The sequence below is a fragment of the Streptomyces sp. NPDC056361 genome (genome assembly GCF_042262805.1).
Taxonomy (GTDB): Bacteria; Actinomycetota; Actinomycetes; order Streptomycetales; family Streptomycetaceae; genus Streptomyces.
This window is the reverse complement of record NZ_JBHJQI010000126.1, coordinates 1-26,109: the sequence shown is the minus strand read 5'-3', so window position 1 is coordinate 26,109 and position 26,109 is coordinate 1. Positions and strand designations below refer to the sequence as shown.

At 73.1% G+C, this 26,109-nt stretch carries 26 protein-coding genes; 22 read left to right on the top strand and 4 right to left on the bottom strand.

The annotated features are described in order from the left end of the window. A partial coding sequence (locus tag ACFCY7_RS30940) for a DUF998 domain-containing protein (protein ID WP_376489368.1) occupies positions 1-602 on the bottom strand: 602 nt, incomplete at its 3' end. Positions 603-851: 249 nt separating this feature from the next. On the opposite strand from ACFCY7_RS30940, the gene ACFCY7_RS30935 reads away from it, so the two are divergent. The 9 genes from ACFCY7_RS30935 to ACFCY7_RS30895 all read left to right on the top strand — a co-directional run bounded on the left by ACFCY7_RS30935 (position 852) and on the right by ACFCY7_RS30895 (position 10,364). Beyond that, positions 852-1,175 (top strand): YciI family protein, encoded by a 324-nt coding sequence (locus ACFCY7_RS30935; RefSeq protein ID WP_376489367.1) that lies wholly within the window; start codon positions 852-854, stop codon positions 1,173-1,175. 124 nt (positions 1,176-1,299) lie between these two features. After that, positions 1,300-3,267, top strand: a complete 1,968-nt coding sequence (locus ACFCY7_RS30930; protein ID WP_376489366.1) for a sigma-70 family RNA polymerase sigma factor — start codon at positions 1,300-1,302, stop codon at positions 3,265-3,267. Positions 3,268-3,485: 218 nt separating this feature from the next. Further along, on the top strand, positions 3,486-5,198 hold the full coding sequence (locus tag ACFCY7_RS30925) for a sensor histidine kinase (protein ID WP_376489365.1): 1,713 nt from the start codon (positions 3,486-3,488) through the stop codon (positions 5,196-5,198). Further along, the gene (locus ACFCY7_RS30920; protein WP_017236514.1) at positions 5,198-5,599 is read left to right on the top strand and encodes a roadblock/LC7 domain-containing protein; all 402 of its coding nucleotides are present in this window, start codon (positions 5,198-5,200) and stop codon (positions 5,597-5,599) included. Before ACFCY7_RS30925 ends, ACFCY7_RS30920 begins: the two co-directional genes overlap by 1 nt. Further along, on the top strand, positions 5,596-5,949 hold the full coding sequence (locus ACFCY7_RS30915) for a DUF742 domain-containing protein (RefSeq protein ID WP_026057728.1): 354 nt from the start codon (positions 5,596-5,598) through the stop codon (positions 5,947-5,949). The genes ACFCY7_RS30920 and ACFCY7_RS30915 overlap by 4 nt, the downstream gene beginning before the upstream one ends. Then, positions 5,930-6,559: an ATP/GTP-binding protein gene (locus ACFCY7_RS30910; RefSeq protein ID WP_376489364.1), complete on the top strand. Its 630-nt coding sequence runs from the start codon at positions 5,930-5,932 to the stop codon at positions 6,557-6,559. The genes ACFCY7_RS30915 and ACFCY7_RS30910 overlap by 20 nt, the downstream gene beginning before the upstream one ends. Further along, positions 6,556-7,785 carry a cytochrome P450 gene (locus ACFCY7_RS30905; protein WP_376489363.1) on the top strand — a complete coding sequence of 410 codons (1,230 nt, stop codon included), beginning with the start codon at positions 6,556-6,558 and terminating at the stop codon, positions 7,783-7,785. Before ACFCY7_RS30910 ends, ACFCY7_RS30905 begins: the two co-directional genes overlap by 4 nt. Next, positions 7,782-9,026 carry a cytochrome P450 gene (locus ACFCY7_RS30900; protein ID WP_376489362.1) on the top strand — a complete coding sequence of 415 codons (1,245 nt, stop codon included), beginning with the start codon at positions 7,782-7,784 and terminating at the stop codon, positions 9,024-9,026. Before ACFCY7_RS30905 ends, ACFCY7_RS30900 begins: the two co-directional genes overlap by 4 nt. A gap of 93 nt (positions 9,027-9,119) precedes the next feature. Further along, positions 9,120-10,364, top strand: a complete 1,245-nt coding sequence (locus ACFCY7_RS30895; RefSeq protein WP_376489361.1) for a nitric oxide synthase oxygenase — start codon at positions 9,120-9,122, stop codon at positions 10,362-10,364. A gap of 9 nt (positions 10,365-10,373) precedes the next feature. Here the strand turns inward: ACFCY7_RS30895 and ACFCY7_RS30890 are convergent, their stop codons facing one another. Next, positions 10,374-10,826: an SRPBCC family protein gene (locus tag ACFCY7_RS30890; RefSeq protein ID WP_376489360.1), complete on the bottom strand. Its 453-nt coding sequence runs from the start codon at positions 10,824-10,826 to the stop codon at positions 10,374-10,376. A gap of 192 nt (positions 10,827-11,018) precedes the next feature. On the opposite strand from ACFCY7_RS30890, the gene ACFCY7_RS30885 reads away from it, so the two are divergent. The 5 genes from ACFCY7_RS30885 to ACFCY7_RS30865 all read left to right on the top strand — a co-directional run bounded on the left by ACFCY7_RS30885 (position 11,019) and on the right by ACFCY7_RS30865 (position 15,695). Then, a complete protein-coding gene (locus tag ACFCY7_RS30885) occupies positions 11,019-11,783 on the top strand; it encodes a hypothetical protein (protein ID WP_376489359.1) in 765 nt (254 codons plus the stop codon). A 186-nt stretch (positions 11,784-11,969) separates the two neighbouring features. After that, positions 11,970-13,061 (top strand): sugar ABC transporter substrate-binding protein, encoded by a 1,092-nt coding sequence (locus tag ACFCY7_RS30880; RefSeq protein WP_376489358.1) that lies wholly within the window; start codon positions 11,970-11,972, stop codon positions 13,059-13,061. 58 nt (positions 13,062-13,119) lie between these two features. Continuing rightward, positions 13,120-13,884 (top strand): ATP-binding cassette domain-containing protein, encoded by a 765-nt coding sequence (locus ACFCY7_RS30875; RefSeq protein ID WP_376489357.1) that lies wholly within the window; start codon positions 13,120-13,122, stop codon positions 13,882-13,884. Further along, complete coding sequence (locus tag ACFCY7_RS30870) at positions 13,881-15,164, top strand: sugar ABC transporter permease (protein ID WP_376489356.1); 1,284 nt, start codon at positions 13,881-13,883, stop codon at positions 15,162-15,164. The genes ACFCY7_RS30875 and ACFCY7_RS30870 overlap by 4 nt, the downstream gene beginning before the upstream one ends. A gap of 27 nt (positions 15,165-15,191) precedes the next feature. After that, entirely contained in the window at positions 15,192-15,695 is a 504-nt protein-coding gene (locus tag ACFCY7_RS30865; protein WP_376489355.1) for a DUF6328 family protein, read from the top strand. 11 nt (positions 15,696-15,706) lie between these two features. Here the strand turns inward: ACFCY7_RS30865 and ACFCY7_RS30860 are convergent, their stop codons facing one another. After that, on the bottom strand, positions 15,707-17,437 hold the full coding sequence (locus ACFCY7_RS30860) for a BCCT family transporter (protein ID WP_376489354.1): 1,731 nt from the start codon (positions 17,435-17,437) through the stop codon (positions 15,707-15,709). Positions 17,438-17,588: 151 nt separating this feature from the next. On the opposite strand from ACFCY7_RS30860, the gene ACFCY7_RS30855 reads away from it, so the two are divergent. The 6 genes from ACFCY7_RS30855 (at position 17,589) to ACFCY7_RS30830 (ending at position 24,143) form a co-directional block, all read left to right on the top strand. Then, on the top strand, positions 17,589-18,308 hold the full coding sequence (locus ACFCY7_RS30855) for a GntR family transcriptional regulator (protein WP_376489353.1): 720 nt from the start codon (positions 17,589-17,591) through the stop codon (positions 18,306-18,308). 180 nt (positions 18,309-18,488) lie between these two features. Beyond that, positions 18,489-19,862 carry an amidohydrolase family protein gene (locus ACFCY7_RS30850; RefSeq protein WP_376489352.1) on the top strand — a complete coding sequence of 458 codons (1,374 nt, stop codon included), beginning with the start codon at positions 18,489-18,491 and terminating at the stop codon, positions 19,860-19,862. 101 nt (positions 19,863-19,963) lie between these two features. Next, positions 19,964-20,698 (top strand): hypothetical protein, encoded by a 735-nt coding sequence (locus tag ACFCY7_RS30845; RefSeq protein WP_376489351.1) that lies wholly within the window; start codon positions 19,964-19,966, stop codon positions 20,696-20,698. 226 nt (positions 20,699-20,924) lie between these two features. Beyond that, positions 20,925-21,977, top strand: coding sequence for an iron-siderophore ABC transporter substrate-binding protein (locus tag ACFCY7_RS30840; protein ID WP_376489350.1), 1,053 nt, complete (start codon positions 20,925-20,927; stop codon positions 21,975-21,977). A gap of 76 nt (positions 21,978-22,053) precedes the next feature. Next, a complete protein-coding gene (locus tag ACFCY7_RS30835; RefSeq protein WP_376489369.1) occupies positions 22,054-23,022 on the top strand; it encodes a FecCD family ABC transporter permease in 969 nt (322 codons plus the stop codon). After that, complete coding sequence (locus tag ACFCY7_RS30830; RefSeq protein ID WP_376489349.1) at positions 23,019-24,143, top strand: FecCD family ABC transporter permease; 1,125 nt, start codon at positions 23,019-23,021, stop codon at positions 24,141-24,143. The genes ACFCY7_RS30835 and ACFCY7_RS30830 overlap by 4 nt, the downstream gene beginning before the upstream one ends. A 16-nt stretch (positions 24,144-24,159) precedes the next feature. On the opposite strand, the gene ACFCY7_RS30825 is transcribed toward ACFCY7_RS30830, so the two are convergent. Beyond that, on the bottom strand, positions 24,160-24,732 hold the full coding sequence (locus tag ACFCY7_RS30825) for a histidine phosphatase family protein (protein ID WP_376489348.1): 573 nt from the start codon (positions 24,730-24,732) through the stop codon (positions 24,160-24,162). A gap of 270 nt (positions 24,733-25,002) precedes the next feature. Between ACFCY7_RS30825 and ACFCY7_RS30820 the strand changes: the two genes are divergently transcribed. Both ACFCY7_RS30820 and ACFCY7_RS30815 read left to right on the top strand, forming a co-directional pair. Further along, on the top strand, positions 25,003-25,230 hold the full coding sequence (locus ACFCY7_RS30820; RefSeq protein WP_017236531.1) for a CbtB-domain containing protein: 228 nt from the start codon (positions 25,003-25,005) through the stop codon (positions 25,228-25,230). Positions 25,231-25,244: 14 nt separating this feature from the next. Beyond that, positions 25,245-26,069, top strand: coding sequence for a CbtA family protein (locus ACFCY7_RS30815; RefSeq protein ID WP_376489347.1), 825 nt, complete (start codon positions 25,245-25,247; stop codon positions 26,067-26,069). The last annotated feature ends 40 nt before the right edge of the window (positions 26,070-26,109 follow it).

The following is a 26,109-nucleotide window of genomic DNA, read 5'->3' as shown; positions in this document are numbered from 1 at the left end:
GTGAGGGTGCCGGCCTCGCCGCCGCTCATCGCCCAGCCGTTGCCGAGCAGGAGGGCGGTCCCGGCGGCTCGGGAGGCGATCGTGTAGCCGCGGTCGCCGGCGCGGTGGAAGTGCCGGCCGAGGACGTAGCAGGCGGCGATCAGCGAGGTGAAGGTGACCGACCCGGCGGCGAAGTGGGCGTAGCTGTGCCAGGTGAGGGTGGCGGGCTGCCCGTAGGGGGTGCCCACGGGGAAGCCGTCGGCCGGGTCCATGACGAACAGGCCGGCGGCGATCATGCCGAGGCCGGCGATCCGCACCAGCCGCGGGGCCCAGGTGCCGCCCGCGGTGCCGTGGAGGGCCCTGCGCAGGCCGGTCGCGCCGACGGCGAGCAGGGCTCCGGCGACCAGGAAGTTCGCGATCTGGAGCCAGCCGAGCGAGCCGTTGCTCAGGGCGCTCAGCGGGTGGCGGGTGATGTCGAAGCCCTCGCGGGTGGCGGCCTGGGTCAGGGACACCGCCGCCCACAGCGGAGCGGCGACGGCCACGCAGGCGAGGAGGGCCCGGGTGCCGGTCCGGGTGGGGACTGCGGTGGCGGGGGAAGCGGTGGGGCTCTGGAGCGTGGTCATGGCGGGGGCCTCTCGGTTCGTCCTGTCCGGGTTCTCACTGACACGTCGATCCGGCGATGTGACAGGGAATGGCCGCGTTCCCTGTCACATGCCGCCGATCGACGTACGGGCGGAACCACCGCACGGCGCACCACCGCACGACGCACCACCGCGCCACGCGAATCGGCGCCGCGCGCATCGACACGAAGCGGCATCCGCACCGCGCGCATCCGCGCCACGCGAATCCGTACGACGAGGAGACGAGAACCCATGCGCTACCTGATGACGACCAAGCCGTCCGACACCGCCCCCGACGAGGCCCTGTTCGCCGAGATGGGCAAGTTCATCGAGGAGCTGACGGCGTCCGGCGTCCTGCTCGCCACCGGTGGTCTGGAGCCGGGCGGCGTCCTGGTGTCCTCCGCCGGCGACGAGATCACGGTGACGGACGGGCCGTTCGCCGAGGCGAAGGAGGCCGTGGTCGGCTTCGCGCTGATCGAGGTCCGTTCCAAGGAGGAGGCGATCGAGCTGGCGCGCCGCTTCCGCAGGATCGTCGGCGACGGCGTGAGCGTCGTCCAGGAGGTCTTCGGCCCCTGAGCGACCGTCACCACCGGGGGCGCGTCCGGCCGATCGGGCCGGGCGCCCTCCGGGCCCTGACCAGGGTGGAGCACCCGTCCCGGCTTGCGTGCGAGCCGGGGCGGGTGCTGTCATCGTGCCTGTGGTGAACGCCCATCGCACGATCGACGCGGTCTGGAAACTGGAGTCGGCCAAGATCATCGCCGGGCTCACCCGGCTGGTGCGCGATGTCGGCCTCGCCGAGGAGTTGGCGCAGGACGCGCTCGTCGCCGCCCTGGAGCAGTGGCCCGTCTCCGGGATCCCCGACAACCCCGGCGCGTGGCTGACGACCACCGCGAGGCGGCGGGCGGTCGACCACATCCGGCGCTCCCAGCGGCTGACGCGCAAGCAGGAGGAGCTCGCCCACGAGCTGGAGCGGCGGGAGGAGCCCGAACAGGACGACGTCCTGCGGCTGATGCTGGTCTCCTGCCACCCCGTCCTGTCGACGGACGCCCGGGCGGCGCTCACGCTCCGGCTGCTCGGCGGCCTGACGGTCGAGGAGATCGCCCGGGCGTTCCTCGTGACCGGCGGGGAGATCACCCGGCGCATCGCCGGGGCGAAACGGACGCTGGCCGAGGCCGGGGTGGCGTTCGAGCTGCCGGAGGGCGCGGAGCTCGCCGGACGCCTCCGCTCGGTCCTCGAGGTCGTCTACCTGGTCTTCAACGAGGGCTACTCGGCGACCTCCGGCGACGACCTGATGCGCCCCGGGCTCTGCCTGGAGGCGCTGCGGCTCGGCCGCCTCCTGGCGGAGCTCGCGCCGCAGGAGGCGGAGGTGCACGGCCTGGTCGCGCTCATGGAGATCCAGGCGTCCCGATCGGCCGCGCGCACCGGGCCGTCCGGTGAACCCGTCCCGCTGCACGAGCAGAACCGCGGGCGCTGGGACCCGCTGCTGGTCCGCCGCGGGTTCACGGCGATGCTGCGGGCGCGCGAGGCCGGCGGCACGCCCGGCGTGTACGTGCTCCAGGCGGCCATCGCCGTCTGCCACGCCCAGGCGCGGACCGCGGAGGAGACCGACTGGGCGCGGATCGCCTCCCTGTACGAGGCGTTGGCCCGGCTGCTTCCGACGCCGGTCGTCCAGCTCAACCGGGCGGTGGCGCTCGGGATGGCGTACGGGCCGCAGGCGGGGCTCGACGTGGTCGACGCCCTGCTCGCCGATCCCGCGCTGCGCGACTACCACCTCCTGCCCAGTGTGCGCGGTGACCTGCTGGCGCGTCTGGGGCGGCATCAGGAGGCGCGGACGGAGCTCCACCGGGCGGCGGCCCTGACCCGGAACGAGGCGGAGCGCGCCTTTCTGCGCCGGCGGGCGGACGCGTTCCCCGACGCCGGGCCGAGCGGGCCGACCCTCGGCGGTGCCGCCCTCGCCTTCCTGGGCCGCGACGATCTCGACGTGGCGACGGTCCACTCGTACGGGCAGACCCTCCGGCGCCTGTGCCTGGCGCTCGGCGAGCGGCAGCCGTTGGACTCCCTGACGGCCGAACAGGTGGCGGGGGTGTTCGCGACGGCCTGGGGCGGGGCGGCGGCCCGCACCTGGAACCGTCACCGCTCGGCCGTCCGGTCCTTCGGTGCCTGGGCGTCCCTGGGCGACCTCGCCGCGGAGCTGGAGCGCCGGCCCGAGACGCGCGCCCGCGCGGTGCCGCTGAGCTCCGCGCAGCTCGACGCCTTGTGGAGCGATCCGGAAGTGCCGCTCCGCGAACGGACGCTGTGGCGGCTGCTCCACGAGTCGGGCGCCGGCGTGAAGGCGGTGCTGTCGCTGGACGTCGAGGACCTGGACCTGGACGACCGCAGGGGGCGTGCGGGCGGCGCGTGGGTGAGCTGGCGCTCCGGTACCGCCCTGCTCCTGCCCGGGCTCCTCGCCGGGCGGACGCGGGGGCCGGTGTTCCTCTCCGAGCGGCGCCCGGGACCGGGCCGTGTTCCGGCTCCGGAGGACCTGTGCCCGGAGACGGGCCGCCGCCGGCTGTCGTACGCGCGGGCCGAATACCTTTTCAAAGCGGCCACCAGGCCCCTGGACCCCGCGGCACACGGCTTCACCCTCCACCGGCTGAAGGCCCGGCCGGAGCCGCGCCGGGCCGGGTAGGCGTGTCGCCTGGGCGACGGGGTCTCAGGAAGTGGTTACCCGACGGTACTTCCTGGGGGGTCGGCAAGTACGGATCTTCTGGACGCAGTAGCGGAAAAGTATTCTCAGTTACGGATGCCGATCCGATCAGGAGAGTTCCGAACTGATCAACAACGGATCTATAGTGCCGTCGTTGCGACTCCCCTTCCCCCGTGTGCCCGCTCCCGAGAGTCTGGTCGATGTCGGCGTCACCCACCCCCTTCCGCCCTGCCCTGATCGCCTCGCTGCTGACCGCCGCCGCGGGTGGCGCGCTCGCCGCCGCGGCCGTCGCCGCGGCACCGGGCGGCGTCCGCACCCCGCTGGGCTGGCTCGGCGCCTGCGGCGTCCTGCTGCTCTCGGCCGCGGCCTACGCCGTGACCTGGTACGGGCGGACCTCGCGCGCGCTGAGCCGGCGGGCCGAGACCCTCGCCGCCGAGATCGCCTCCAAGGACGCCTACGCCACCCGGTTCACGGCCGCCGCCGAGCGCGAGGCGGCCGCGCTGGAGGAACGACGGACGACGGAGACCGCGGCCGCCGAAGCGGCCCACGCGGCACGGACCGAGGACCTCGTCCGGGCCCACGCGGCCGAGGTCGCCGCACTCGCCCGGGACAACGCCGCGGGCACCGCACTCCTCGAAACCCGGCTCCGCCGCGCCGAGTCCGGCCGGTCCGCCGCCATGGCCGCGGCGGCCAACGCCGCCGGCCGCATGCAGGCGCTCGCCACGAGCATGCTCGCCGACCTGCGGGAGATGGAGAACCGGCACGCCGACGAGGACGTCCTGACCGACCTCCTCCACCTCGACCACCGCACCGCGCAGGCCGGCCGGCTCGCCGACTCCGTCGCCGTGCTCAGCGGGGCCAGGTCCGGCCGCCGCTGGGCCCGCCCGATCGTCATGGAGTCGATCCTGCGCGGCGCCATGGGCCGGATCAGCGGCTACCAGCGGGTGCGGCTGCACTCCAGCAGCGACGCGGCCGTCGCCGGCCACGCGGCCGAGGGCGTCATGCACGCGCTGGCCGAGCTCATGGACAACGCGGCGAACTTCTCGCCGCCCACCGCAGAGGTGCACGTCTACGTGGAGGAGGTCCCCGCCGGCGTCATCATCGCCGTCGAGGACAGCGGCCTGGTCATGAGCGACGTCCAGCAGCGCCGCGCCGAGGCCGCCGTCGGCTCCGCCCCGCAGGACCTGGCCGGCCTCTCCGGCACCCGCCTCGGCCTCGCGGTCGTCGGCCGCCTCGCCCGCAAGCACGGCCTGACCGTGTCGTTCCGCCCCTCCGCGCGCGGCGGCACCGGCGCCCTCCTGATGCTGCCTCAGGAACTCATCAGCCACACGCCCGCGGAACCGACCGTCGCCCCCGCCGACCCGCTGCCGCCCGTCTCGGGCCGCGCCGTGGCCGCACCCGCACCCGCACCCGCGGCGGCCGTCCCGCCGCCGGCCGCTCCGGTACCCGAGCCCGAGACCGTGCACGACAGCGCGGCCGAAAGCACCGGCGAGCACCCGCGGTTCGGCGAGAGCGGACTGCCGCAGCGCCGGCGCGGCCGGGCGATGGCCGCCGCCCACCCCGAAGGCCCCGACACCGCTACGGGCGCACCCGCCGAGGGCCCGCGCACCGGCGCGGCCGCCGGCGCGGCGAACCGGTTCGGCACCTTCCGCCGAGCGGTCCGCGGCACCTCCGCCGGCCGGCCCGCCGGCGAACCGCCGGGCGACGCGGGAGCGGAGTCCGGCGGGGCGGCGGACGCGACGCGCTCCCCCGCCACCGCGCCCGCCCCGCGGGACCCGGCCGCCCCCGCAGCGTCCGCACCCGAAGACCACCCCGGCACCCCCGCCGTACCGTCCGATCCGGCCGGCCCGGCGTCCGCCCCCCGGACGCCGTCGCCGTCCTCGAACCCCCCGTACCCGGAAGGCACCCCGTAATGACCGGCTCCACCACCGACGAGAAGCTCAGCTGGCTCCTGGAGGGCCTGCTGGAACGCACCCCGGGCACCCGGCACGCCCTGGTGCTGTCCCGCGACGGACTCAAGCTCTGCCGCACCCCCGAGCTCTCCGTCGACCAGGCCGACCAGCTCGCCGCGATAGCCGCCGGCATCCAGAGCCTGTCGCACGGTGCCTCCGTGGAGTTCGGCGACGGCACGGGCGGGGTGCGCTCCGCCATCGCCGAGTTCTACGGCGGCATCCTGTTCATCGTGGAGGCCGGCGAGGGGGCGCACCTCGCGGTCGTCGCCGACGAGGACGCCGACGCCGGCCTCGTCGGCCACAACATGTCCGAGCTGGTGGAGCAGTTGGGCGAGCACCTGGTCGCGAGGCCCCGGGGATGAGCCGCGGCAGGCCGGGCCGGGACGACTCCCCCGACCGCCTCTACACCCTGACCGGCGGCCGCAGCCGCGCCGGTTCCGACGCCTTCGACCTGGTGACCCTGGTGGTCTCCGAGAGCGACCCGGTGCCCGGCATGCAGTCCGAGCACGCGGCGATCCTGCGCATGTGCCGTCTCCCGACGGCGGTGGTGGAGGTCGCGGCCGGGCTCGGCCTGCCGGTGTCGATCACGCGGATCCTCCTGGCCGACCTGCACGACACCGGCCGGATCAGCGCCCGTCACCCCCGTGCGTCGTACCGCCTTCCCGATCACGACATCCTGGAGCAGGTGCTCGTTGGACTCCGTAACCTCTGATCAGCGCCAGACCCTGCGCAGCACCGCCGACAACGGGCTGAAGATCGTCGTCGTCGGCGGTTTCGGAGTCGGCAAGACCACCCTGGTCCGCTCGGTCAGCGAGATCCGTCCGCTGAACACCGAGGAGACGATGACCCAGGCCGGCGAGGGCGTCGACGACACCGACGGCGTCGCCGCGAAGTCGGCCACGACGGTGGCCTTCGACTTCGGTCGGATCTCGCTCGACGCCCACAACGTCCTGTACCTGTTCGGGGCGCCCGGCCAGGAGCGGTTCTGGTTCCTCTGGGACCGGCTGTTCTCCGGGACGCTCGGCGCGGTCGTGCTCGTGGACACCCGCAGGCTCGCCGACTCCTGGTACGCCATCGACCGCCTGGAACACCACGGGACGCCGTTCGTCGTCGCCTGCAACGACTTCGGCGGTCCCGCCCACACCCCCGCCCAGATCCGCGGGGCCCTCGACCTCGCCGACGAGGTCCCGCTGGTCTTCTGCGACGCCCGGTCGCGGGAGTCGAGCAAGCAGGTCCTCATCGCGCTCGTCGAGCACCTGCGGACCGTCGTCGCCCCGGCCGAGCGGCCGGTCCCGCAGCCGATACCGGAGCCCGCCCCGTGACCCTCCCCGAGCAGCCGCCCGTCCTCCTGAGCGGGCCCCGGTTCCAGACCGACCCCAACGAGCTGTACCGGCAGATCCGGCGCGAGCACGGAGCGGTCGCCCCCGTCGTCCTCGACGGCGACGTGCCCGCCTGGCTGGTCCTCGGCTACCGCGAGCTCCACCAGGTCACCAGCGACCCGGTGCTCTTCTCCCGGGACTCCGAGCTGTGGAACCAGTGGGACGCCATCCCGGCGGACTGGCCCCTGCTGCCCATGATCGGCCGCAAGCAGCCGTCGATCCTGTACACCGTCGGCGAGCGCCACCGCGAGCGGGCGGCCGTCATCTCGGACGCCCTGGAGGCGATCGACCCGTTCGTCCTGAAGGAACGGGCCGAGCGGTTCGCCGACGAGCTGATCGACGGGCTGTGCGGGAAGGGCGCCTGCGACATCATCGCCGAGTACGCGATGCTGCTGCCGGTGCGCGTCCTCGCCAGCGTGTACGGCTTCGCCGACGAGCAGGGCCCGGCGCTCGTCACCGCCATGAACGACATGATCAACGGTCAGGAGGGCGCGCTGGAGGGCCAGCGCCACCTGGCCGAGTCCATGTTCGCCCTGCTCGCCGCGAAGGCGGAGGCGCCGGGCGACGACGTGGCCTCCCGGATGCTCGGCAACACCGCCGGCTTCACGGTCGAGGAGGTCGCCCAGGACCTCATGGTGATGATGGCCGCCGGCCACCAGCCCACGGCCGACTGGATCGGCAACTCGCTGCGGCTGATGCTCACCGACGACCGGTTCGCGGCCTCGCTCTCCGGGGGCCGGCACAGCGTCGGCGAGGCGATGAACGAGGTGCTGTGGGAGGACACCCCCACGCAGAACGTCGCCGGCCGGTGGGCCTCCCGCGACACCCACCTCGGCGGGCGCCGGATCGGCCGCGGCGACCTGCTGCTCCTCGGTCTGGCCGCCGCGAACGCGGACCCGCACGTGCGGGCCGACTCGGGCCGGCTCACCGGCGGCAACAACGCCTACCTGTCCTTCGGCCACGGCGAGCACCGCTGCCCCTTCCCCGCCCAGGAGGTCGCCGAGACCATCGCCCGGACGGGGATCGAGGTGCTGCTCGACCGGCTGCCGGACGTGGACCTCGCGGTCGCCGAGGGCGCCCTCGCCCGGCGGCCCTCCCCCTGGCTGCGCGGCCTCACCGCGCTTCCCGTGACGTACACCCCGACCCCCGCACTTGGAGCACTCGGATGACCTGCCCGCACGCCCACGCCGCCGCGTCCGGCACCGACGCCATCACCCTGGACCCGTTCGTCGCCGACCTCGACGGCGAGAGCGCCCGGCTGCGGGCGGCGGGCCCGCTGGCCCGCGTCGTCCTGCCCGGCGGGGTCGCCTGCTGGGCCGTCACCCACCACGCCGAGGCGCGGCGGCTGCTCACCGACGCCCGCCTGGTCAAGGACATCGACGTCTGGGGCGCCTGGCAGCGCGGCGAGATACCCATGGACTGGCCGCTGATCGGCCTGGCGAACCCCGGCAGGTCGATGCTGACGGTCGACGGCGACGAGCACCGGCGGCTGCGCACGCTGGTCGCGCAGGCGCTGACCGCGCGCCGGGTGGAGCGGCTGCGCGAGGGCATCGAGGCACTGACCACGGGCATGCTGGACCGGCTCGCGGAGCGCCCGGCCGGCGAGGTCGTGGACCTGAAGGCGGAGTTCGCGTACCCGCTGCCGATGAACGTGGTGAGCGACCTCATGGGCGTCGACGCGGCCGACCACCCGCGGATGAAGGCCCTGTTCGAGAAGTTCTTCTCGACGCAGACCCCGCCCGAGGAGGTGCCGCAGATGATGGCGGACCTCGGCGCCCTGTTCGCGGGGATCGTGGCGGGCAAGGCGGAGAAGCCCGGGGACGACCTGACCAGCGCGCTGATCGAGGCGTCGGAGGGCGGCGACCGGCTCTCCACGGAGGAGATCACCAACACCCTCCAGCTGATGGTGGCGGCCGGGCACGAGACGACGATCAGCCTGATCGTCAACGCCGTCGTGGCCCTGGAGACCCACCCCGAGCAGCGCGCCCTGGTGCTCGCCGGCGAGGTGCCGTGGGCGAACGTGATCGAGGAGACCCTGCGCTGGTCGACGCCGACCTCGCACGTGCTGATCCGCTTCGCCACCGAGGACATCGAGGTGGGCGACCGGATCCTGCCGAAGGGCGACGCGCTGATCGTGTCGTTCGGCGCGATCGGCCGCGACGAGGAGCAGCACGGTCCGACGGCGGGCGAGTTCGACGTGACCCGTGCGCCGAACCGTCACATCTCCTTCGGCCACGGTCCGCACGTCTGCCCGGGCGCGGCCCTGTCGCGGCTGGAGGCGTCGGTGGCCCTGCCGGCCCTGTACGCGCGCTTCCCGGGGCTGCGCCTCGCCGTGCCGCGCGAGGAGCTGCGGAACAAGCCGGTGGTCACGCAGAACGACCTGTTCGACCTCCCGGTCGTACTGGCCTGACGGCCGCAGGCGTCCGGCAGCGTAGCAGCGGGGTTCCCTCCCCGGGCGGAGAACGGCCTACTCTCCGCGCCCGATCGTGTTCATGCGGTAGTCATGAGCCCGGGAGGGAACACCTTGATCTTCAGCCTGAGCCGCCGCCGGAAGTCTGTCCCCACGAGCGCCGCCTGTCCGTACGCGTCGGGCCCCGACGGCCCCGCGCCGGCGGGCGCGCCACCGGGGCGGGCCGGGGCGGTGCCGACGGACCTGCGCGAGGCGGAGGAGTTCGTCCGGCAGTTCCACCGCGAGCAGCCGGGCGCGGGCGACGTGGAGCTCAGGGTGCGTGCGGTCCGGTCCGAGATCGGCCTGACGGGAACCTATGAACACACGGCCGAGGAGCTGGCGTTCGGTGCCCGGGTCGCATGGCGGAACGCGGCCCGCTGCATCGGCAGGCTGTACTGGCGGAGCCTGGTGGTGCGGGACCTGCGGCACGTGTCGGCGGCCGACGACGTCGCCGCCGACTGCTTCGCCCACCTGCGGCAGGCCGGCAACGGCGGCCGGATCCGCCCGGTGATCTCCGTCTTCGCCCCGGACCGGCCGGGCCGCCCCGGGCCGCGGATCGTCAACGACCAGCTGGTCCGGTACGCGGGGCACCGCGCGCCCGACGGCGGCTGGACCGGCGATCCGCGCGGGGCGCCGCTGTCCGAGCGGGCCGTCGGCCTGGGCTGGAAGCGGAACGAGGAGCGGTTCCAGGTGCTGCCGCTGATGGTCGAGGAGCGTCCCGGCGACCGGCCGCGGTGGTACGAACTCCCGGACGACGCCGTGCACGAGGTCGCGCTCACCCACCCCGAGCAGGCGTGGTTCGCGGACCTGGGGCTGCGCTGGTACGCGGTGCCCGCGATCAGCGACATGGCGCTGGAGATCGGCGGGGTGCGCTATCCGGCGGCGCCGTTCAACGGCTGGTACATGGGCACGGAGATAGGCGCCCGGAACCTCGCCGACGCCGAGCGCTACGACCTGCTCCCGGTGGTCGCGGACCGGCTGGGCCTGGACCGGTCGAGCGAGCGCACGCTGTGGCGCGACCGGGCGCTCGTCGAGCTCAACGTGGCGGTGCTGCACTCCTTCCAGGAGGCCGGGGTGACGATGGCCGACCACCACACCGAGTCGGAGCGCTTCCTCCGGCACATCGACCGGGAGCGCCGCCTGGGCCGGGCCACTCCCGCCGACTGGAGCTGGATCGTCCCGCCGGTGTCCGGGTCCGCGACCCCGGTGTTCCACCGCTACTACGACCCGGTGGACCCTTCCCTGCGACCGGCGTTCGTCCCCCGCGCGCCAGGCGTCGTGGGGCAGACGGGGATGTGACGGCAGGCCCTAGGGTGCGGCGGAACTCTCCAGGATGCCCTTGAGGGTGCGTTCGTCCTTCGGCATCTCCTTGCGGACGTGGGGGCGGACGACGAGGGGGACGAGGGCCTTTCCGATGCCGTGGCCCTCGAAGTCGAGCGAGAGGGTCAGGCGTGACCGCTCGCCGTCGTCGAGGGGTTCGATGGTGCCCTGGACGTCGCCGCGTACGGGGCCGTCGATGCCGTGCACGTGCCAGTGCCTCGGCGGGTCGAGTTCGACGACCTGCATGGTCTGGGTGATCTCGCGTCGGCCGAGGCGCCGGGTGACGGCGACCTTCGACCCGACGCCGAAGGGGGCGTCCCCGAGCCTGCGGACGGAGACCGCGCTCTCCTGCCAGGCGGGCAGGTGCGTGGGGTCGGTCACGTAGCCGAAGACGTCGGCGGGCGTGCGGGAGATGTCGATGGATTCCGTGATGGCGGCCATGATGCCTTCTTCGTCCGACGGGAGGCCTCGTCGGCATCCGCTCGCCGGCGCGGACTCATTGTCGCTTCGTACGAATTGTCCCACTCGGGGCGGTGTCGGGCCAGCGTCGATCTGAGTAGCGGTACTCATGTCGGCGCGGGGCGACGGCGGGACCATGACGCGAGGACGGTACAGGGGTGCGGAGGGGGCGGCATGCGCAAGGTCGTGGGTGGTCTGGTGACGGCGGGGCTGGCGGTCGGCGCGCTGGTGCTGGCGTACGCGGTGGGGGCGCCGCCCGGCGCGGTGCTCGCCGTCGGCGCGGGGGTCCTCGGGCTGCTGTGGCTCCTGCTGCTCCTGACGACGCCGTGGAACCTCTACTTCCGGGCCCACGCGGTGCTCGCCGAGATCGCGGTCAGCCGGGAGAAGGGGATCGCCGTCCCGAAGGAGCGGGACGCCGAGGCGGGGCGCATCGCGCGGGTGATGCTGCGGGTCGCCGTCGCCGGCCATCTGGCGACGGCGGCCGCGGCGGTGGCGGCGGCCGCCGCGACGGGCCGCGAGGCGGGCTACTGGTGTGCCGGGTTCTTCCTCGCGAGCACGTTCTTCCGGCCCGCCGGCGCGTACTTCGGGCAGCTGCGGCGCAGGCTCGGCACGCTCCTCAGGGAGGTCACGCACCCGCGTGACGACGTGGTGGCGCTGCGCGACCGGGTGGCCGCACTGGAGGGCGGCGCCTCGGTCCTCGACGGCAAGGCGGAGGAGCAGTACCGGGCGCTCGCCGAGCTGCGCCGCACCGCGGACGCCATCGCCCTCTCGGCGCACGAGCGCGCCGACGCCACCGACCGGAAAATCGCCGCCCTGGCGCGGGAGTTCGAGTCGACGGTGAACCGGCTGACCGACAACGAGGAGATCATCACCGGCCTCAAGGCGTTCCTGAGGCTGCTGCGGGCCACCGACGCGGTCGACGGCTCCGCGCCGTCGTGACCGGCGGCGGGGTGGGGCCGCGGCCGTGACGGGCTGCGGCCGGGTGGGGCCATCGCCGTGACCGGCCGCTTCCCACCCGCTTGCCGGTCTCCAGGTTGCGGCTAATGTCGATATATAGGCCACAAGTTCATCCGGCTGCCGTGTCCGCACGGCGAGGGGAAGGGGGGCGGACGAAAGGAGCCTCCCATGACCCGTACATTGCGGGCTGCGATAGCCCTGGCCGGCGCCGCCGCATTCTCCCTGGGCGCGGTGGCGACCAGTGGCGCGGCCCAGCCGGGCACGGGATCGGCGGCACAGGACGACGTGAGGATCGGCCTGCTGCTGCCGGAGAGCAAGACCACGCGGTACGAGAAGTTCGACCGGCCCTACATCGAGGCCAAGATCAAGGAGCTGGCCCCCGGGGCCCAGATCGACTACTACAACGCCGCGGAGAGCGCCACGACCCAGCAGCAGCAGGTCAACACCGCGCTCGCCAAGGGCGACCAGGTCCTCATCCTGGACGCCGTGGACGCCAAGTCCATCCAGTCCTCCGTGCAGAAGGCCCACGACGCGGGCGTCAAGGTCGTCGCGTACGACCGCCTCGCGCAGGGTCCGGTCGACTCCTACGTCTCGTACGACAACCGCAAGGTGGGCGAACTCCAGGGCCAGGCGCTCGTGGACGCGCTCGGCGACAAGGCCGGCAGCGGCGTGATCGTGATGCACAACGGTTCGCCGACCGACCCGAACGCGGCGGAGTTCAAGGCGGGCGCGCACTCGGTCCTCGACGGCAAGGTGAAGATCGGCAAGGAGTACGACACCCCCAACTGGGACCCGAACAACGCCAACCAGCAGATGTCCGGCGCGATCAGCGCCCTCGGCAAGGACAAGATCGTCGGCGTCTACTCCGCCAACGACGGACTGGCCGCGGGCATCTCGACCGCCCTCAAGGCGGCGGGCATGAACGTGCCGCTGACCGGTCAGGACGCCCAACTCGACGCGATCCAGCGGATCCTGCTCGGCACCCAGACCATCACCATCGAGAAGCCGTACAAGCCGGAGGCCGACATCGCCGCGACGATGGCCGTCGACCTGGCCGAGGGCAAGCCGCTCCCGGCCGACCTGGTGCCCACCACCGTCACCAGCGGCAGCGGCCAGAAGGTGCCGGCGAACCTGCTGACCCCGGTCGTCGTCGACAAGACCAACATCAAGGACACCGTCGTCAAGGACGGTCTCTACACGGTCCAGGAGATCTGCACCCCGACGTACGCGGCGGCCTGCAAGGAGGCCGGTCTCCAGTAGCGACGAGCGCCCCGGCCCAGCTCTCCGTGAGGAGGCGGTTCCTTTGCAGGAGTCACCCGTGCTCACCCTGCGGGGGATCTCCAAACGGTTCGGCGCGGTCCAGGCGCTGAAGGGATTCGATCTGGAGGTGCGCCCCGGCGAGGTCGTGGCGCTCGTCGGCGACAACGGCGCCGGCAAGTCCACGGCCGTCAAGACCATCGCCGGGGTGAACCCGCCCGACGAGGGCGTCATCGAGTGGGAGGGCCGGCCGGTCTCGATCAACCGGCCCCACGACGCCCAGAACCTCGGCATCGCCACCGTCTACCAGGACCTGGCCCTGTGCGACAACCTCGACGTCGTCGCCAACCTGTTCCTCGGCCGCGAGCTGCGCCGCTTCGGCGTGCTCGACGAGGTCCGCATGGACCAGCGGGCGCACGAGCTCCTCGACACGCTGTCGATCCGCATCCCGAGCGTCCGCATCCCCGTCGCGTCCCTCTCCGGCGGCCAGCGGCAGACGGTGGCCATCGCCCGCTCGCTGATCGGCGCGCCGAAGGTCGTGATCCTCGACGAGCCGACCGCCGCACTGGGCGTGGAGCAGACCGCGGAGGTCCTCGACCTGGTGGAGCGGCTCCGCGTACAGGGTCTCGGGACGATCCTGATCAGTCACAACATGGTGGACGTGATGGCCGTCGCGGACCGGATCGCCGTCATGCGCCTCGGCCGGAACAACGGCGTCTTCGACAAGAGCTCCACGACCACCGAGGAGATCATCTCCGCCATCACCGGCGCCACCGACAGCGCCGTCACCCGCCGCCAGGCCCGCAAGCGGGAGGAGGAGCGATGAAGCGCGACCGACGCGTCCCGGGCCCCGACGACGCCACCCAGGAACCGGCACCCGGTGCCCTTCCGGCCGTCGACACCCGGCTCCTCGTCCGCGAGGAGGGCCTGAAGGGGTACCTCGGGGAGTTCCGGCGCAAGCTGCGCAGCGGTGAGCTGGGCTCCCTTCCCGTGGTGCTGGCCGTGATCATCATCTGGACGGTGTTCGGCAGCCTGGACAGCACGTTCCTCTCGGCGCAGAACCTCTCCGACCTCAGCCAGCAGATCGTCGGCACCGGCATGATCGCCGTCGGCATCGTCTTCGTCCTGCTGCTCGGCGAGATCGACCTGTCCGTCGGTTCGGTGAGCGGCCTGTGCGCCGCGATCTTCGCCGTGCTCAACGTGCTGAACGGGATGAACGAGTGGCTGGCGCTGCTGATCGCCCTGCTGGGCGGCGCCGCGGTCGGGCTCATCCAGGGGTTCTTCTTCGCGAAGGTCGGCGTGCCGGCGTTCGTCGTCACCCTGGCGGGCAACCTCGCCTGGAACGGCTTGATGCTCCAGATCCTCGGCACCAGCGGCACGGTCAACATCCCCGGCGAGAGCATCGTCTCCCGGCTCTACTCGACGATCTACCACAGCCCGGCCGCCGCGTACGTGACGGCGGCGGTCGGGGTCGGGCTCTTCCTGGCGGCCTCGCTGCTCGACGCCCGGCGCCGCCGCTCGGCGCGGGTGCCGTCCCGGCCGGTCGCCGAGATCGTGCTGCGCACGGTCGTGCTCGCCGCCATCGCGTTCGCCACCGCGTACATCCTCAACCAGTACCAGGGGCTTCCGCTGGCCCTCCTCGTCTTCCTGATCCTGCTGGTGCTCCTGGACTTCGTGCTGCGGCGCACCACCTACGGCCGGCGGATCTTCGCGGTGGGCGGCAACATCGAGGGCGCGCGCAGGGCGGGCATCAGCGTCGCGTTCGTCCGCATGACCGTGTTCTCGATCTCCGGGACCATGGCGGCGGTCGGCGGCCTGTTCCTCGCCGGCCAGATCCAGTCCGCGAGCCAGACCTCCGGCGGCGGCAACCTGCTCATGAACGTGATCGCCGCAGCCGTCATCGGCGGCACCAGCCTCTTCGGCGGACGCGGCTCGGTCTGGTCCGCGCTCCTGGGCGCGCTGGTGATCGGCTCGATCCAGTCCGGCATGAACATCATGGGCGTCAGCAACGCCGTCCAGTTCATGATCACCGGTTCGGTCCTCCTGGCCGCCGTGGTCGTCGACTCCCTCTCCCGGCGCACCCAGAAGGCGGCGGGCCGCGCCTGATCCACCGGCGTGGGAAAGGAGACGTCCATGGCAGAGGACGCGCAGGCCGGCGCGGACCGGACGCACGGCCGCGACGAGAGCAGGATGGAGCGCGCCGACCGGCGCTGGCAGGAGCTGATGCAGGAGATCCGGGTGGCGCAGACCGGCGTCCAGGTCATCCTCGGCTTCCTCCTCACCGTGGCCTTCACCCCGCACTTCCAGGGGCTCGGGCAGACCGACAAGACCATCTACGTCGTCACGGTCGTCCTCGGGTCGCTGGCGACGGGTGCGCTCATCGGCCCCGTGGCCTTCCACCGGATCGTGTCGGGGCGGCGGATCAAACCCCAGGCGGTGGTCTGGGCCTCGCGGCTGACCTTCACCGGGCTGATCCTGCTCCTGACGACGCTGACGGCGGCCCTCCTCCTGGTGCTGCGGGTGGCCACGGACGATGCGTACGTGCCCTGGCTGATCGCCGGCGTCCTCGCCTGGTACCTGATCTGCTGGTTCGCGCTGCCGCTGTGGGCGCGGTTCCGGTACACCGACAGCGAGTGACGCCGGCGCGGTCAGGAGCGGTCGTCGTCCGACCCCGGGCCGATGGTGAGCTCGAAGTCGCCGTCGTACTTCTCGTGGCCGGCGATCACGGCCACCTCGACGACCTCGCGGCCGACCTCGCCCCGGACGATGAGGGGGTCCTTCCGGAGGTCGCGCATGAGGGCCACGCACATGCCGATCATCACGAGGACGAAGGGCGCCGCGACGAGGATGGTGAGGTTCTGGAGGCCGGCGAGGGCGTCGCCCTGGCCGTCACCGATGAGGAGCATGATGGCGGCGACGGCGCCCGTGACGACACCCCAGAAGACGACGACGGGCCGGGTGGGTTCGAAGGCGCCGCGCTGGGAGAGCGTGCCCATGACGATCGAGGCGGCGTCCGCGCCCGAGACGAAGAAGATCCCCACGAGGATCATCACGAGCAGGCTCATGACGCCGGTCATCGGGAACTCCTGGAGCAGTCCGAACAGCTGCCCCTCGGGGGTGGTCTCGCCGGCCAGCTCGCCCTGCTCGCGGAGCTTCATCGCCGTACCGCCGAAGATCGCGAACCAGACCAGGCTGACGGTGCTGGGGACGAGGATGACGCCGCCGACGAACTGGCGGATGGTGCGGCCGCGGCTGATGCGGGCGATGAACATGCCGACGAACGGCGTCCAGGAGATCCACCAGGCCCAGTAGAAGACGGTCCAGCTGCCCAGCCAGTCGTGGATGTCCGCGCCGCTGGTCGCCTCGGTGCGGCCGGCGAGCTGCGGCAGGTCGCCGATGTAGGCGGCGAGGGAGGTGGGCAGCAGGTCGAGCACGACGATGGTCGGTCCCGCCACGAAGACGAAGACGGCGAGCACGGCGGCGAGCACCATGTTGATGTTGGACAGCCACTGGATGCCCTTCTCCACGCCGGAGACGGCGGAGAGCACGAAGGCCACGGTCAGGACGGCGATGATGGCGACCAGCAGTCCCGTGCCGGTCTTCTCCATCCATCCCAGTTCCTCGAAGCCGCTGCCGATCTGGAGCGCGCCGAGGCCGAGTGAGGCCGCGGAGCCGAAGAGCGTCGCGAAGATGGCCAGGATGTCGATGACCCGGCCGGGCCCGCCGTACGCCCGCCGCTCGCCCATCAGCGGGACGAAGACGGCGCTGATGGTCTGCCGGCGGCGGCGCCGGAAGGTGGAGTACGCGATGGCGAGGCCGACCACGGCGTAGATCGCCCAGGGGTGGAGCGTCCAGTGGAAGAGCGTGGTGGCCATCGCGGTCTCCATCCGCTCGGCCGAGTCGGCGGGGCGGGTGCCGGGCGGCGGGGTGCCGTAGTGCGCCAGGGGTTCGCTGACGCCGTAGAACATGAGGCCGATGCCCATGCCGGCGCTGAACATCATGGCGATCCACGACACCGTGCGGAACTCGGGGCCCTCGTCCTCCTGGCCGAGGGTGATCCGGCCGTAGCGGCTGATGGCGAGCCACAGGGCGAACACCACGAACCCGGACGCGACGAGCATGAACGCCCAGCCGCCGTTGCGGATGAGTCCGTCGAGGAGCTTGCTGGAGGTGCTCTCCAGGCTGTCCGTGGCGGTGGCGCCCCACACGACGAAGGCGACGGTGAGGACGGCGGTGACGCCGAAGACGATCCGGTCGGTGCGGGCCCGGTGGTGCTGGTCGGGGCGGCCGGGCAGGTCCGCCGTCACGGGCAGCGGCGCCCCGCCCGCCCGTGGGGCGTCCGCCCGGCGGCCGTCGGGCTTCCGTTCTTCCTGCGACACGAAAGACACCTTTCACGGCATCGGGAACAAATGTGACGATGTCTCCGTAAGGCAACCACAGACCGGACGGGGCCAGTCGGGGGACACACGCGGCGCGGACCGACGTATCCTCGGCCCGGCATCCGACGACGGACGGAAGAGGACGGAAACGGTGGCGGACAGACGCAGGACCGGCGCGGCGGCCGCGGACGGCGGCCCCCGTCCGCCCCTCACCGACACCCCCGCCACGGCCGCGGCCCCGCTCGGCGCCCGGGCCCGCGAGGCCGTCCTCCAGCGCATCGTCGACCGGCGGTACGCGCAGGGGGCGCGCCTGGTCGAGCGCGAGGTCGCCGAGGAACTCGGCATGTCCCGCGTACCGGTGCGCGAGGCGCTCCGCGCCCTGGTCACCGAAGGCCTCCTGGAACTGCTCCCGCACAGCGGCGTCCGCGTGCGGCGCCTCGAACGGACCGACGTGGAGCACCTGTACGAGGTGTGGGAGCCGCTCGCGGTCCAGGCCTCACGGCTCGCGGCGCGGGCCGTGGCGGCGGGCGGCGCCGAGGGGCTCGCCGCGCTCCGGTCCACCCTCCACCAGGCCGAGTCGGCGGCCGCGGCCGACGAGGGGACCCGCGAGGTGGCCGCTCACACCGCCTTCCACGAGGGCGTCGTCGCACTGTCGGGCAACCCGCTCCTCGGGCGCACCATGGAGCAGCTGAGCTGGCAGCTGCGGCTGGTGTTCGGCCTGCGCGAGGAACCCGCCCACATGCGCGCCCAGCACGCCGAGATGTACCGGCACATCGCGGCGGGCGACCCGGAGGCCGCGGCGGCGAGCACGCTGCTGCACGTGCGCGACAGCAGGGCCGTCGCCCTGCGCTCCCTCTTCGGCGACAGCTGACGCTATTTGTATACCAAGAGCGGGACGGAGGCACCCTCCCGGCCCCCTCTCACGCCCTTCCCGGCAGAGAAGCCGCACAAAAGGAGACCTGATCCCGGCCGTTGAATCAACCTCTTGTCCGTCGTCTCGACGTTGGTATACAAAACGGGGAAGTCATCGGCCTACTCCCCAGGAGCTCCCGTGCGCGTCGAAGCCACTCCCCCGTCCTCCCCCTCGTCCACTGGCGCGCTGTCCCGCCGCACGGTGCTGGCCGGGGCCGCCGCGCTCGCCGGCACGACCGCGGCGACGGCCGCGACGGCGGGCACCGCCCACGCGGCGGACACCGGTTCCGGACCCACCGCGTCCGCCGCGGCCGGCGGCACGGGGCACCGCGCGCGGACCGTGGTCTTCCGGAACGTGCGGGTGCTCGGTGCGGCGCGGGCCACGGACCTGGTGGTCGTCGACGGCCGGATCTCGGACGGCCCGGCGCCCCGGGGCGCGAAGGTGGTCGACGGCGGCGGCCGGATCGCGCTGCCGTCCCTGGTCGACGCCCACATCCACCCCGACAAGACGACGTGGGGCGGCTCGTGGGTGTCGCGGCGGCCCGCGAACGCCATCGCCGACTACGTCGCCCAGGACGTGGAGCTGTTCCGCAGCCAGCGCCGACCCGTCGTGGAGCGCGCGTACGGCCTGATGTCCCACGCCGTCGCCCGCGGCACCCGGGCGATGCGCGCCCACGCCGACGTGGCGCCCGCCTACGGCCTCGCCGGCGTGGAGGGACTGGCCGAGGCCCGAGAGCGGCTGCGGCACGCCCTGGACGTCCAGATCGTGGCCTTCCCGCAGCACGGCGTGATCCGGACCCCGGGCACGGCGGCGCTCCTGGAGAAGGCGGCGCGCACGGGCCTCGTCGACATGATCGGCGGCATCGACCCGATCGGCTTCGACCAGGCCCTCGACGAGCAGCTCGACACCGTCTTCGGCATCGCCGACCGGCACGGCGTCGGCGTCGACATCCACCTGCACGACCGCGGCGAGAAGGGCGTCAAGGCCATGCGCGGCATCATCGACCGCACGCGCGCCCTGTCGCTGGCCGGCAAGGTCACCGTCAGCCACGTCTTCTGCCTGCCCGGCCTGACGGATCGTGAACTCGGCTCCCTCGCCACCGACCTGGGCGCGCAGGACATCGCCCTCACGACGGTCGCGCCGTCCGACTCCCTGGTCCTGCCGATCGCCCGGCTGCGCGAGCACGGCGTGCGCGTCGGCCTCGGCTCCGACGGCGTGCGCGACTCCTGGAGCCCGTTCGGGAACGCCGACATGATGCACCGTGCGCACATCCTGGGCTGGGTGACGGACGTGCGCCTCGACGACGAACTGGCGGAGTGCTACCGCGTCGCGACCCACGGCGGCGCGGACGTGATGGGCCTCGCGCACGCCGACTTCGCGCCCGGCGCGCCGGCCGACTTCGTCCTCGTGCGGGGCGAGTGCCTGCCCCAGGTCGTCGTCGACATGCCCCGCCGGGACATGGTCGTGCACGGCGGCGTCGTCGTGGCCCGCGACGGGGAGTTCCTCGACTGACGCACCCGCAGGTGGGGGCGGCGGAGGGCGGGCGTTGCGTAGGCTCGAAGCGAGCGTTCCGCGTACCCGCACCGCGCCGTCCCTACGCCGAGGAGAGCCCCATGACCACCGCCGAAGAAGGACGGCAGCAACTGGACGCGGTCAGCGTCCTCAACGCGAAGAGGACCCTCCTCCAGCTGCTCGCCCGGGCGGGGGTCTGGTCGGGCGACGCGGAGGAGCTCATCGGCTTCGTCGAGGCCGGTGCCCTCGCGCTCGCGTACGAGGAGGTCGGCAAGGGGCCGTGGGACGCGCCCGAGGCGAAGGACGAGCCGTACGCGGCCGGCTGGCGGGACGGCACCCGGGCCGTCACCGAGGCGCTCGGCGACATCGCCGAACGGGCCCTGCGGAGCGCCGTCGCCGCCGACCCGACGACCGGCTCCCCGGACGAACGCCCGCCGGTGGGGCGGACGGAGCTCGCGCGGACGAAGGTCGCGATGACCCCGCTCTACCTGTCGTTCACGGACGAGTCCGACCTCGACCCCGAGGTCACCGATCAGGTGCTCAGGGCCGTCCTCGGCACGATGAGCTCCCGGCAGCGCTCCCGGTACGCGGGACGCCTGACCGAGTTCGCGGCCACCCACCGCGCGCACCTCGAAAGGCTGTACGCCGAGTACGGCCCCGGCAGCGCCATCGCGATCCACGGCCGCTACTCGCTCGTCCACTCCCCCACCAGCGTCGCCGTGCTGGAGCGGCTCGCCACGGCGCCCGAGGCGCTGCACGAGGAGTGGGACGCCGCCGAGCTGCCGCCGGCCTGGCTGGACGGACTGACCACGGCCTGGGGTGAGCCGGGGGCCTGACGGGCGGTCCGGTGGGCGCGGTCCGGTGGACGGGGTCCGGTGACCGGTCGGGCGAGGGGCTCGCGAGGGGGCCGGCGGTCCGGTGGGCGGTCTGGTGATCGACACCCGGAAGAGATAGGTTAGGCTCACCTAACAACGCCTCGCGATGGTCGCTGCCCGGCCCACCCCTGCCCGGGGAGCCCGTGGCCGCGCCCCAGCACCCCCTGCCCGGAGACAAGGATCCACCATGCCTTCTGTGTTCACCCCCCTTCGCCGTCGCGTCCTCGCGGCGGGCGCCGCCGCGGTCTCGCTCGGCCTGATGGTGACCGGGTGCGGTTCGGACGAGAAGAAAGACGACGCTGCGGGCTCGGCGGCCAAGGCTCCGGCGGGCGCCTTCCCCGTCACCATCAAGAGCGCTCTCGGTGACGCGGTCATCAAGGACAAGCCCAAGCGCGTGGTGACCCTCGGCCAGGGCTCGGCCGAGACCGCCATCGCCCTCGGCAACGTCCCGGTGGGCATCGAGGAGTACCCCTGGGGCAGCGACAAGTCCGGCTACCTCCCCTGGATCCACGAGGCCGTGACGAAGTCCGGCGGCACGCTGCCCAAGCAGTTCAAGGGCGGCGAGGAGCTCGACATCGAGGCCATCACCGAGCTCGAGCCCGACGTCATCCTGGCCCCCTGGTCCGGCCTGACGCAGAAGCAGTACGACATCCTCAAGGACATCGCGCCCACCGTCGCCTACCCCGAGAAGGCGTGGAGCACGAACTGGGACCAGCAGATCGAGATCATCGCCAAGGCGCTCGGTCAGCCGGAGAAGGCCAAGGAGCTCGAGTCGAAGATCGACAAGCAGCTCGCCGACGCGGCCGCCTCCCGCCCCCACTACAAGAACGTCACGTTCTCGTACATCTACAACACCGGCCCCGGCAGCCTCGGCATCTTCAAGCCCGAGGAGCAGCGCGTCGCCATGGTCTCCAAGCTGGGCCTCAAGGTCGACCCGATCGTGAACACCTTCCCGGAGACCGAGGGCACCGACTCCGCCCTGATCGGCCTGGAGAACGCCAACAAGCTGGCGAAGAGCGACATCGCCTTCACCTTCTACATGGACGAGAAGTCCCGCAAGGCCGTCGAGGGCCAGCCGCTGTACGCGGCCATCCCGGCCGTGAAGAAGGGCGCCCTGGTCTACAGCCACGACACCCCGTTCGTCACCGCCTCCTCGATGATCAACCCGCTCACGGTGCCGTACAGCATCGAGCGCTACCTGCCGATGATCGACAAGGCCGTCGCCAAGGCCGGGAAGTAACAGCGGACCCAGCGTGACCACTCTCTCCCGGATCGGCCAGGGCCCCGTCGTGCGACGGGGCCCTGGCCGGCATGTCATGGCCGCCGTCCTCTGCCTGACCCTGCTCGCCCTCGCGCTGCTCGCCAGCGTCATGTTCGGCAGCAAGCCGACGTCCGCCGGCGACGTCCTGCGGGTCGTCACCGGCGGCGGCGACGACTACACCCGTACCGTCATCGAGAGCCGCTACCCGCGCACCGCGCTCGGGGTGCTCGCGGGTCTCTGCCTCGCCGTCGCCGGCACCCTGATGCAGGGCATCACGCGCAATCCGCTGGCCGAGCCCGGACTGCTGGGCATCAACGCGGGCGCGTCCGCCAGCATCGTCGCCGCCACCGCGTTCCTCGGCGCCTCCGGGCAGCGGGAGACCATCTGGTGGGCGCTGGTCGGCGCACTCGCGACCGGTGTCGTCGTCCACCTCATCGGCACGGCGGGCGGCGGCAACGGCCCGGTCCGCCTGGTCCTCGCCGGCGCGGTGCTCTCGGCCGTCCTCGCCGCCTTCATCCAGGCCGTCGCCCTGTCCAGGCCCCAGGTCTTCGACACCTACCGCTACTGGGTCGTCGGAGCGCTCGGCGGTCGCGGGTTCGACGCCGTGTGGGCGGTCCTGCCGTTCGCCGGGGCCGGCTTCGTCCTCGCGGCGCTGCTCGCGCCGGGGCTCAACGCCATGGCGATGGGCGACGACAAGGCGGCCTCGCTCGGCATCAGCCCCGCGCGCGTGAAGGGCGCCGGGCTGCTCGCCGCGACCCTGCTCGCCGGCGCCGCCACCGCGGCGGTGGGGCCCATCGCCTTCGTCGGACTCGCCGTCCCGCACCTCGTCCGGGCCCTGGTGGGCGCCGACTTCCGCCTGCAGATCCTGTTCTCCTCCCTCGCGGGACCCACCCTGCTGCTGTTCGCGGACGTCATCGGACGGGTCCTCCTGCGGCCGCAGGAGCTGATGGTCGGCGTCGTCACCGCGTTCGTGGGCGCCCCCGCCCTGCTCTTCGCCGTCCGCCGCATGAGGGGAGCGGCATGAAGACCGCCGAACCGACCGACACCGCGACCGAGACCCCGACCGACACCGCGGCCGGCCCGCGGGCCGCGGCGGCGCGCCGTCCGGCCCGGCCGCCGCGGCGCACCCTCGTACGGATCGGCCCCTGGGTCGCCGTGCCCGTGCGCCGCTCCTCCCTGATCGCCGCCGCCGTCACCCTGCTGCTGCTCCTGGGCGCCGCCACGGCGACGCTGTCGATGGGCCGGCTCGGCATCCACCTCGCCGACCTGCCGTCGGCCCTCATGAGCGAGGCCACGGGCAAGAACGCCTTCGTCCTGAACCGGCTGCGCGGCCCGCGGCTCGTGGTGGCCATCGCCACCGGCGCGGCCTTCGGCCTGTCCGGGGCCCTGTTCCAGTCCGTCACGCGCAATCCGCTGGGCAGCCCGGACGTGATCGGGCTCGGCGCAGGAGCCGGTGCGGGCGCGGCGGCCGCCGCGCTCTTCCTGCCCGACGCCATGCCGGTCGCCGTCGGCTCCCTGCTCGGCGCGCTGATCGCCATGGCCGTCGTCTACTTCGCCACCGGGACCGGTTTCCGCAGCCCGGGGCGGCTGGTGGTGGCGGGCATCGGTGTCGCCGCGATGGCGACGGCCCTGACCCAGTACGTGGTGTACGCCGTCGAGCGGGACAAGGCCAGCGCCCTCACCGCGTACATCAACGGCAGCCTGTCCGCCCGCTCCTGGGACGACGCGACGGTGATCTGGATCGTCCTCCTCGTGTCCGTGCCTTTCGCCGCGCTGCTCGCCCGGCCGCTGAGCATCGGCGAGATGGGCGACGACACCGCGACGGGTCTCGGCGCCCGCCCGGCCCGCACGGCCACCGCCGCGGTCGCCCTGTCGATCGTGCTCTCCGCCGGCGCCGTCAGTGTCGCGGGTCCGATCGCCTTCATCTCCCTGACGGCGCCCCAGATCGCCAAGCGCGTCACCCGCAGCGGCGGCCCCCACCTCGTCATGTCGACGCTCCTCGGCGCCCTGCTCCTCGTCCTCGCCGACCTCACCGCTCAGCAACTGCCCCTGTTCGACGACCTGCCGGTCGGCCTGTACACCATGGCCGTCGGCGGCGCGTACCTCGGCTACCTGCTGATCCGGGAGTGGCACCGGCCCGTGTGAGCCACCAGGGGACCCCCTAGGGGGTCCCGAGCTGCTCGCCGACCCGCACGTTCCAGCGGCCCGCGCGGCCGGTGAGGTGGACGGCGCTCAGGGGGCGCACGTCGAGGCGCCAGGAGGTGGAGTCCGGTGCCGCGAGGGCGTGGAGGACGGCGGCGCGGAGGACGTCCGGTTCGGCGACGGCGGTGACGGGGCCCGAGGTGGTCCCGAGGGCGTCGAGCCACGCGGCGACGCGGTGGCGGAGGTCCCGCAGGGACTCGCCGCCGTGGGGCGCCGCCGACGGGTCGGAGAGCCAGGCGGCGACCGCGGGTTCCTCGCTCGCGGCGACGGCGGCGAGCGTCCGTCCCCGCCAACTCCCCATGTCGCAGGCGGCGAGTTCACGCGCCGGCTCGGCCCGGAGGCCGAGCGCCTCCGCGGTGCGACGGCAGCGCTCGGACGGCGAGGTGTACGCGCGGGAGGCCGGGGCGACCGACGGGGCGACGGCCTCGGCACGGGCGATCCCCGCCGGGTCGAGGGGGCCGTCGTCGTCGAAGCGCACCTCGCGCAGGGCTTCGCTCGTCGCCGGGGAGATCAGCGTCAGCCGGACGGTCATCGGGCTCCTTCGTCTCTTCTGGGGTGTGCGGAGGGGGCGTACGGAGAGTGATCCAGGCCTCACACTCTTGGCGGCGGACCCGGCACGCGGTACGGTCAGGCGACATTTGAACAGCGTGACGACGGCGAGACGGAAGTCCGGTGAGAACCCGGCACGGTCGCGCCACTGTAAGCCGCGGCGCCACGAAAGGTGGCGTCTCGGGAAGTCAGACCCGTGGACCGTCGTCTTGCACCACCGTTTGGGACGCGAGTTCCCGCAGGAGGTTTCATCATGGCCGAGGCTGTCGTCTCCGCTGCCGTATCCGCCCCTTCCGTGGCCGTACCGGCTCCGCTGCCCGTCCGGGCCGTCCTTCCCTGGGCCTTCTTCGTCGGCCTTCTCGCCCTGATCGCGCTGTACTTCGTCGGTGCCGAGCAGGGTGCCACCTCGCTGTTCGCGGGCTCCGACGTGCACGAGTGGGTGCACGACGGTCGCCACCTGCTCGGCTTCCCCTGCCACTGAGGGGCGCCCCGCACATGCACGCCTCAACTGTGAGAGCCCTGCTGGTCCGCGGCATGCTCGCGGGCCTGATCGCCGGCCTCTTCGCCTTCACCGTGGCCTACGTGGTGGGTGAGCCTCCCGTCGACGGCGCCATCGCCGTCGAGGAGGCCCAGGCCGCCCACGAAGCCCACGCGGCGCCCGCGGCGCACGCCGGTCACGGCGGCGGCGCGGCCACCGAGGACGCGGCGGAGGAAGAGGAAGCGGTCAGCCGCGACGTCCAGTCGACTCTCGGCCTGGCCACCGGTGTTCTGGTGTACGGGGTGGCGCTGGGCGGCATCGCCGCGCTCGCGTTCTCCTTCGCCCTGGGACGCGTCGGCCGGTTCAGCCCGCGGGCGACCGCGGCGCTGGTCGGTGCGGCCGCGTTCACGACCGTCTACCTGGTGCCGTTCCTCAAGTACCCGGCGACTCCGCCGGCGGTCGGCAATCCGGACACCATCGGGAAGCGCACGACGCTGTTCTTCCTGATGATCCTGCTCAGCGTGCTCCTCGGCATCGCCGCGGTGATCGCAGGGCGTCGGCTCGCGCCGCGTCTGGGCAACTGGAACGCGACCCTGGCCGCCGGTGCCGGCTTCGTCGCCGTGACGGCCGTCGCCTTCGCGGTGCTCCCGTCGAACGACGACGCCGTCCAGGCGGGCTTCCCGGCCGCGCTCCTCTGGGAGTTCAGGTTGGCCTCGCTGGCCATCCAGCTGGTCCTGTGGGCGGTGTTCGCCGTGGTCTTCGGCGTCCTCGCGCAGAAGGCCCTCGCTCCGCGGGCCGCCGCCGACACCCCGGGTCAGCTCGGGGCGCCGGTCGCCGGCTGACCGGAGGACGACTCCGGCTCCGCCCCGCACGCCGCTCGCG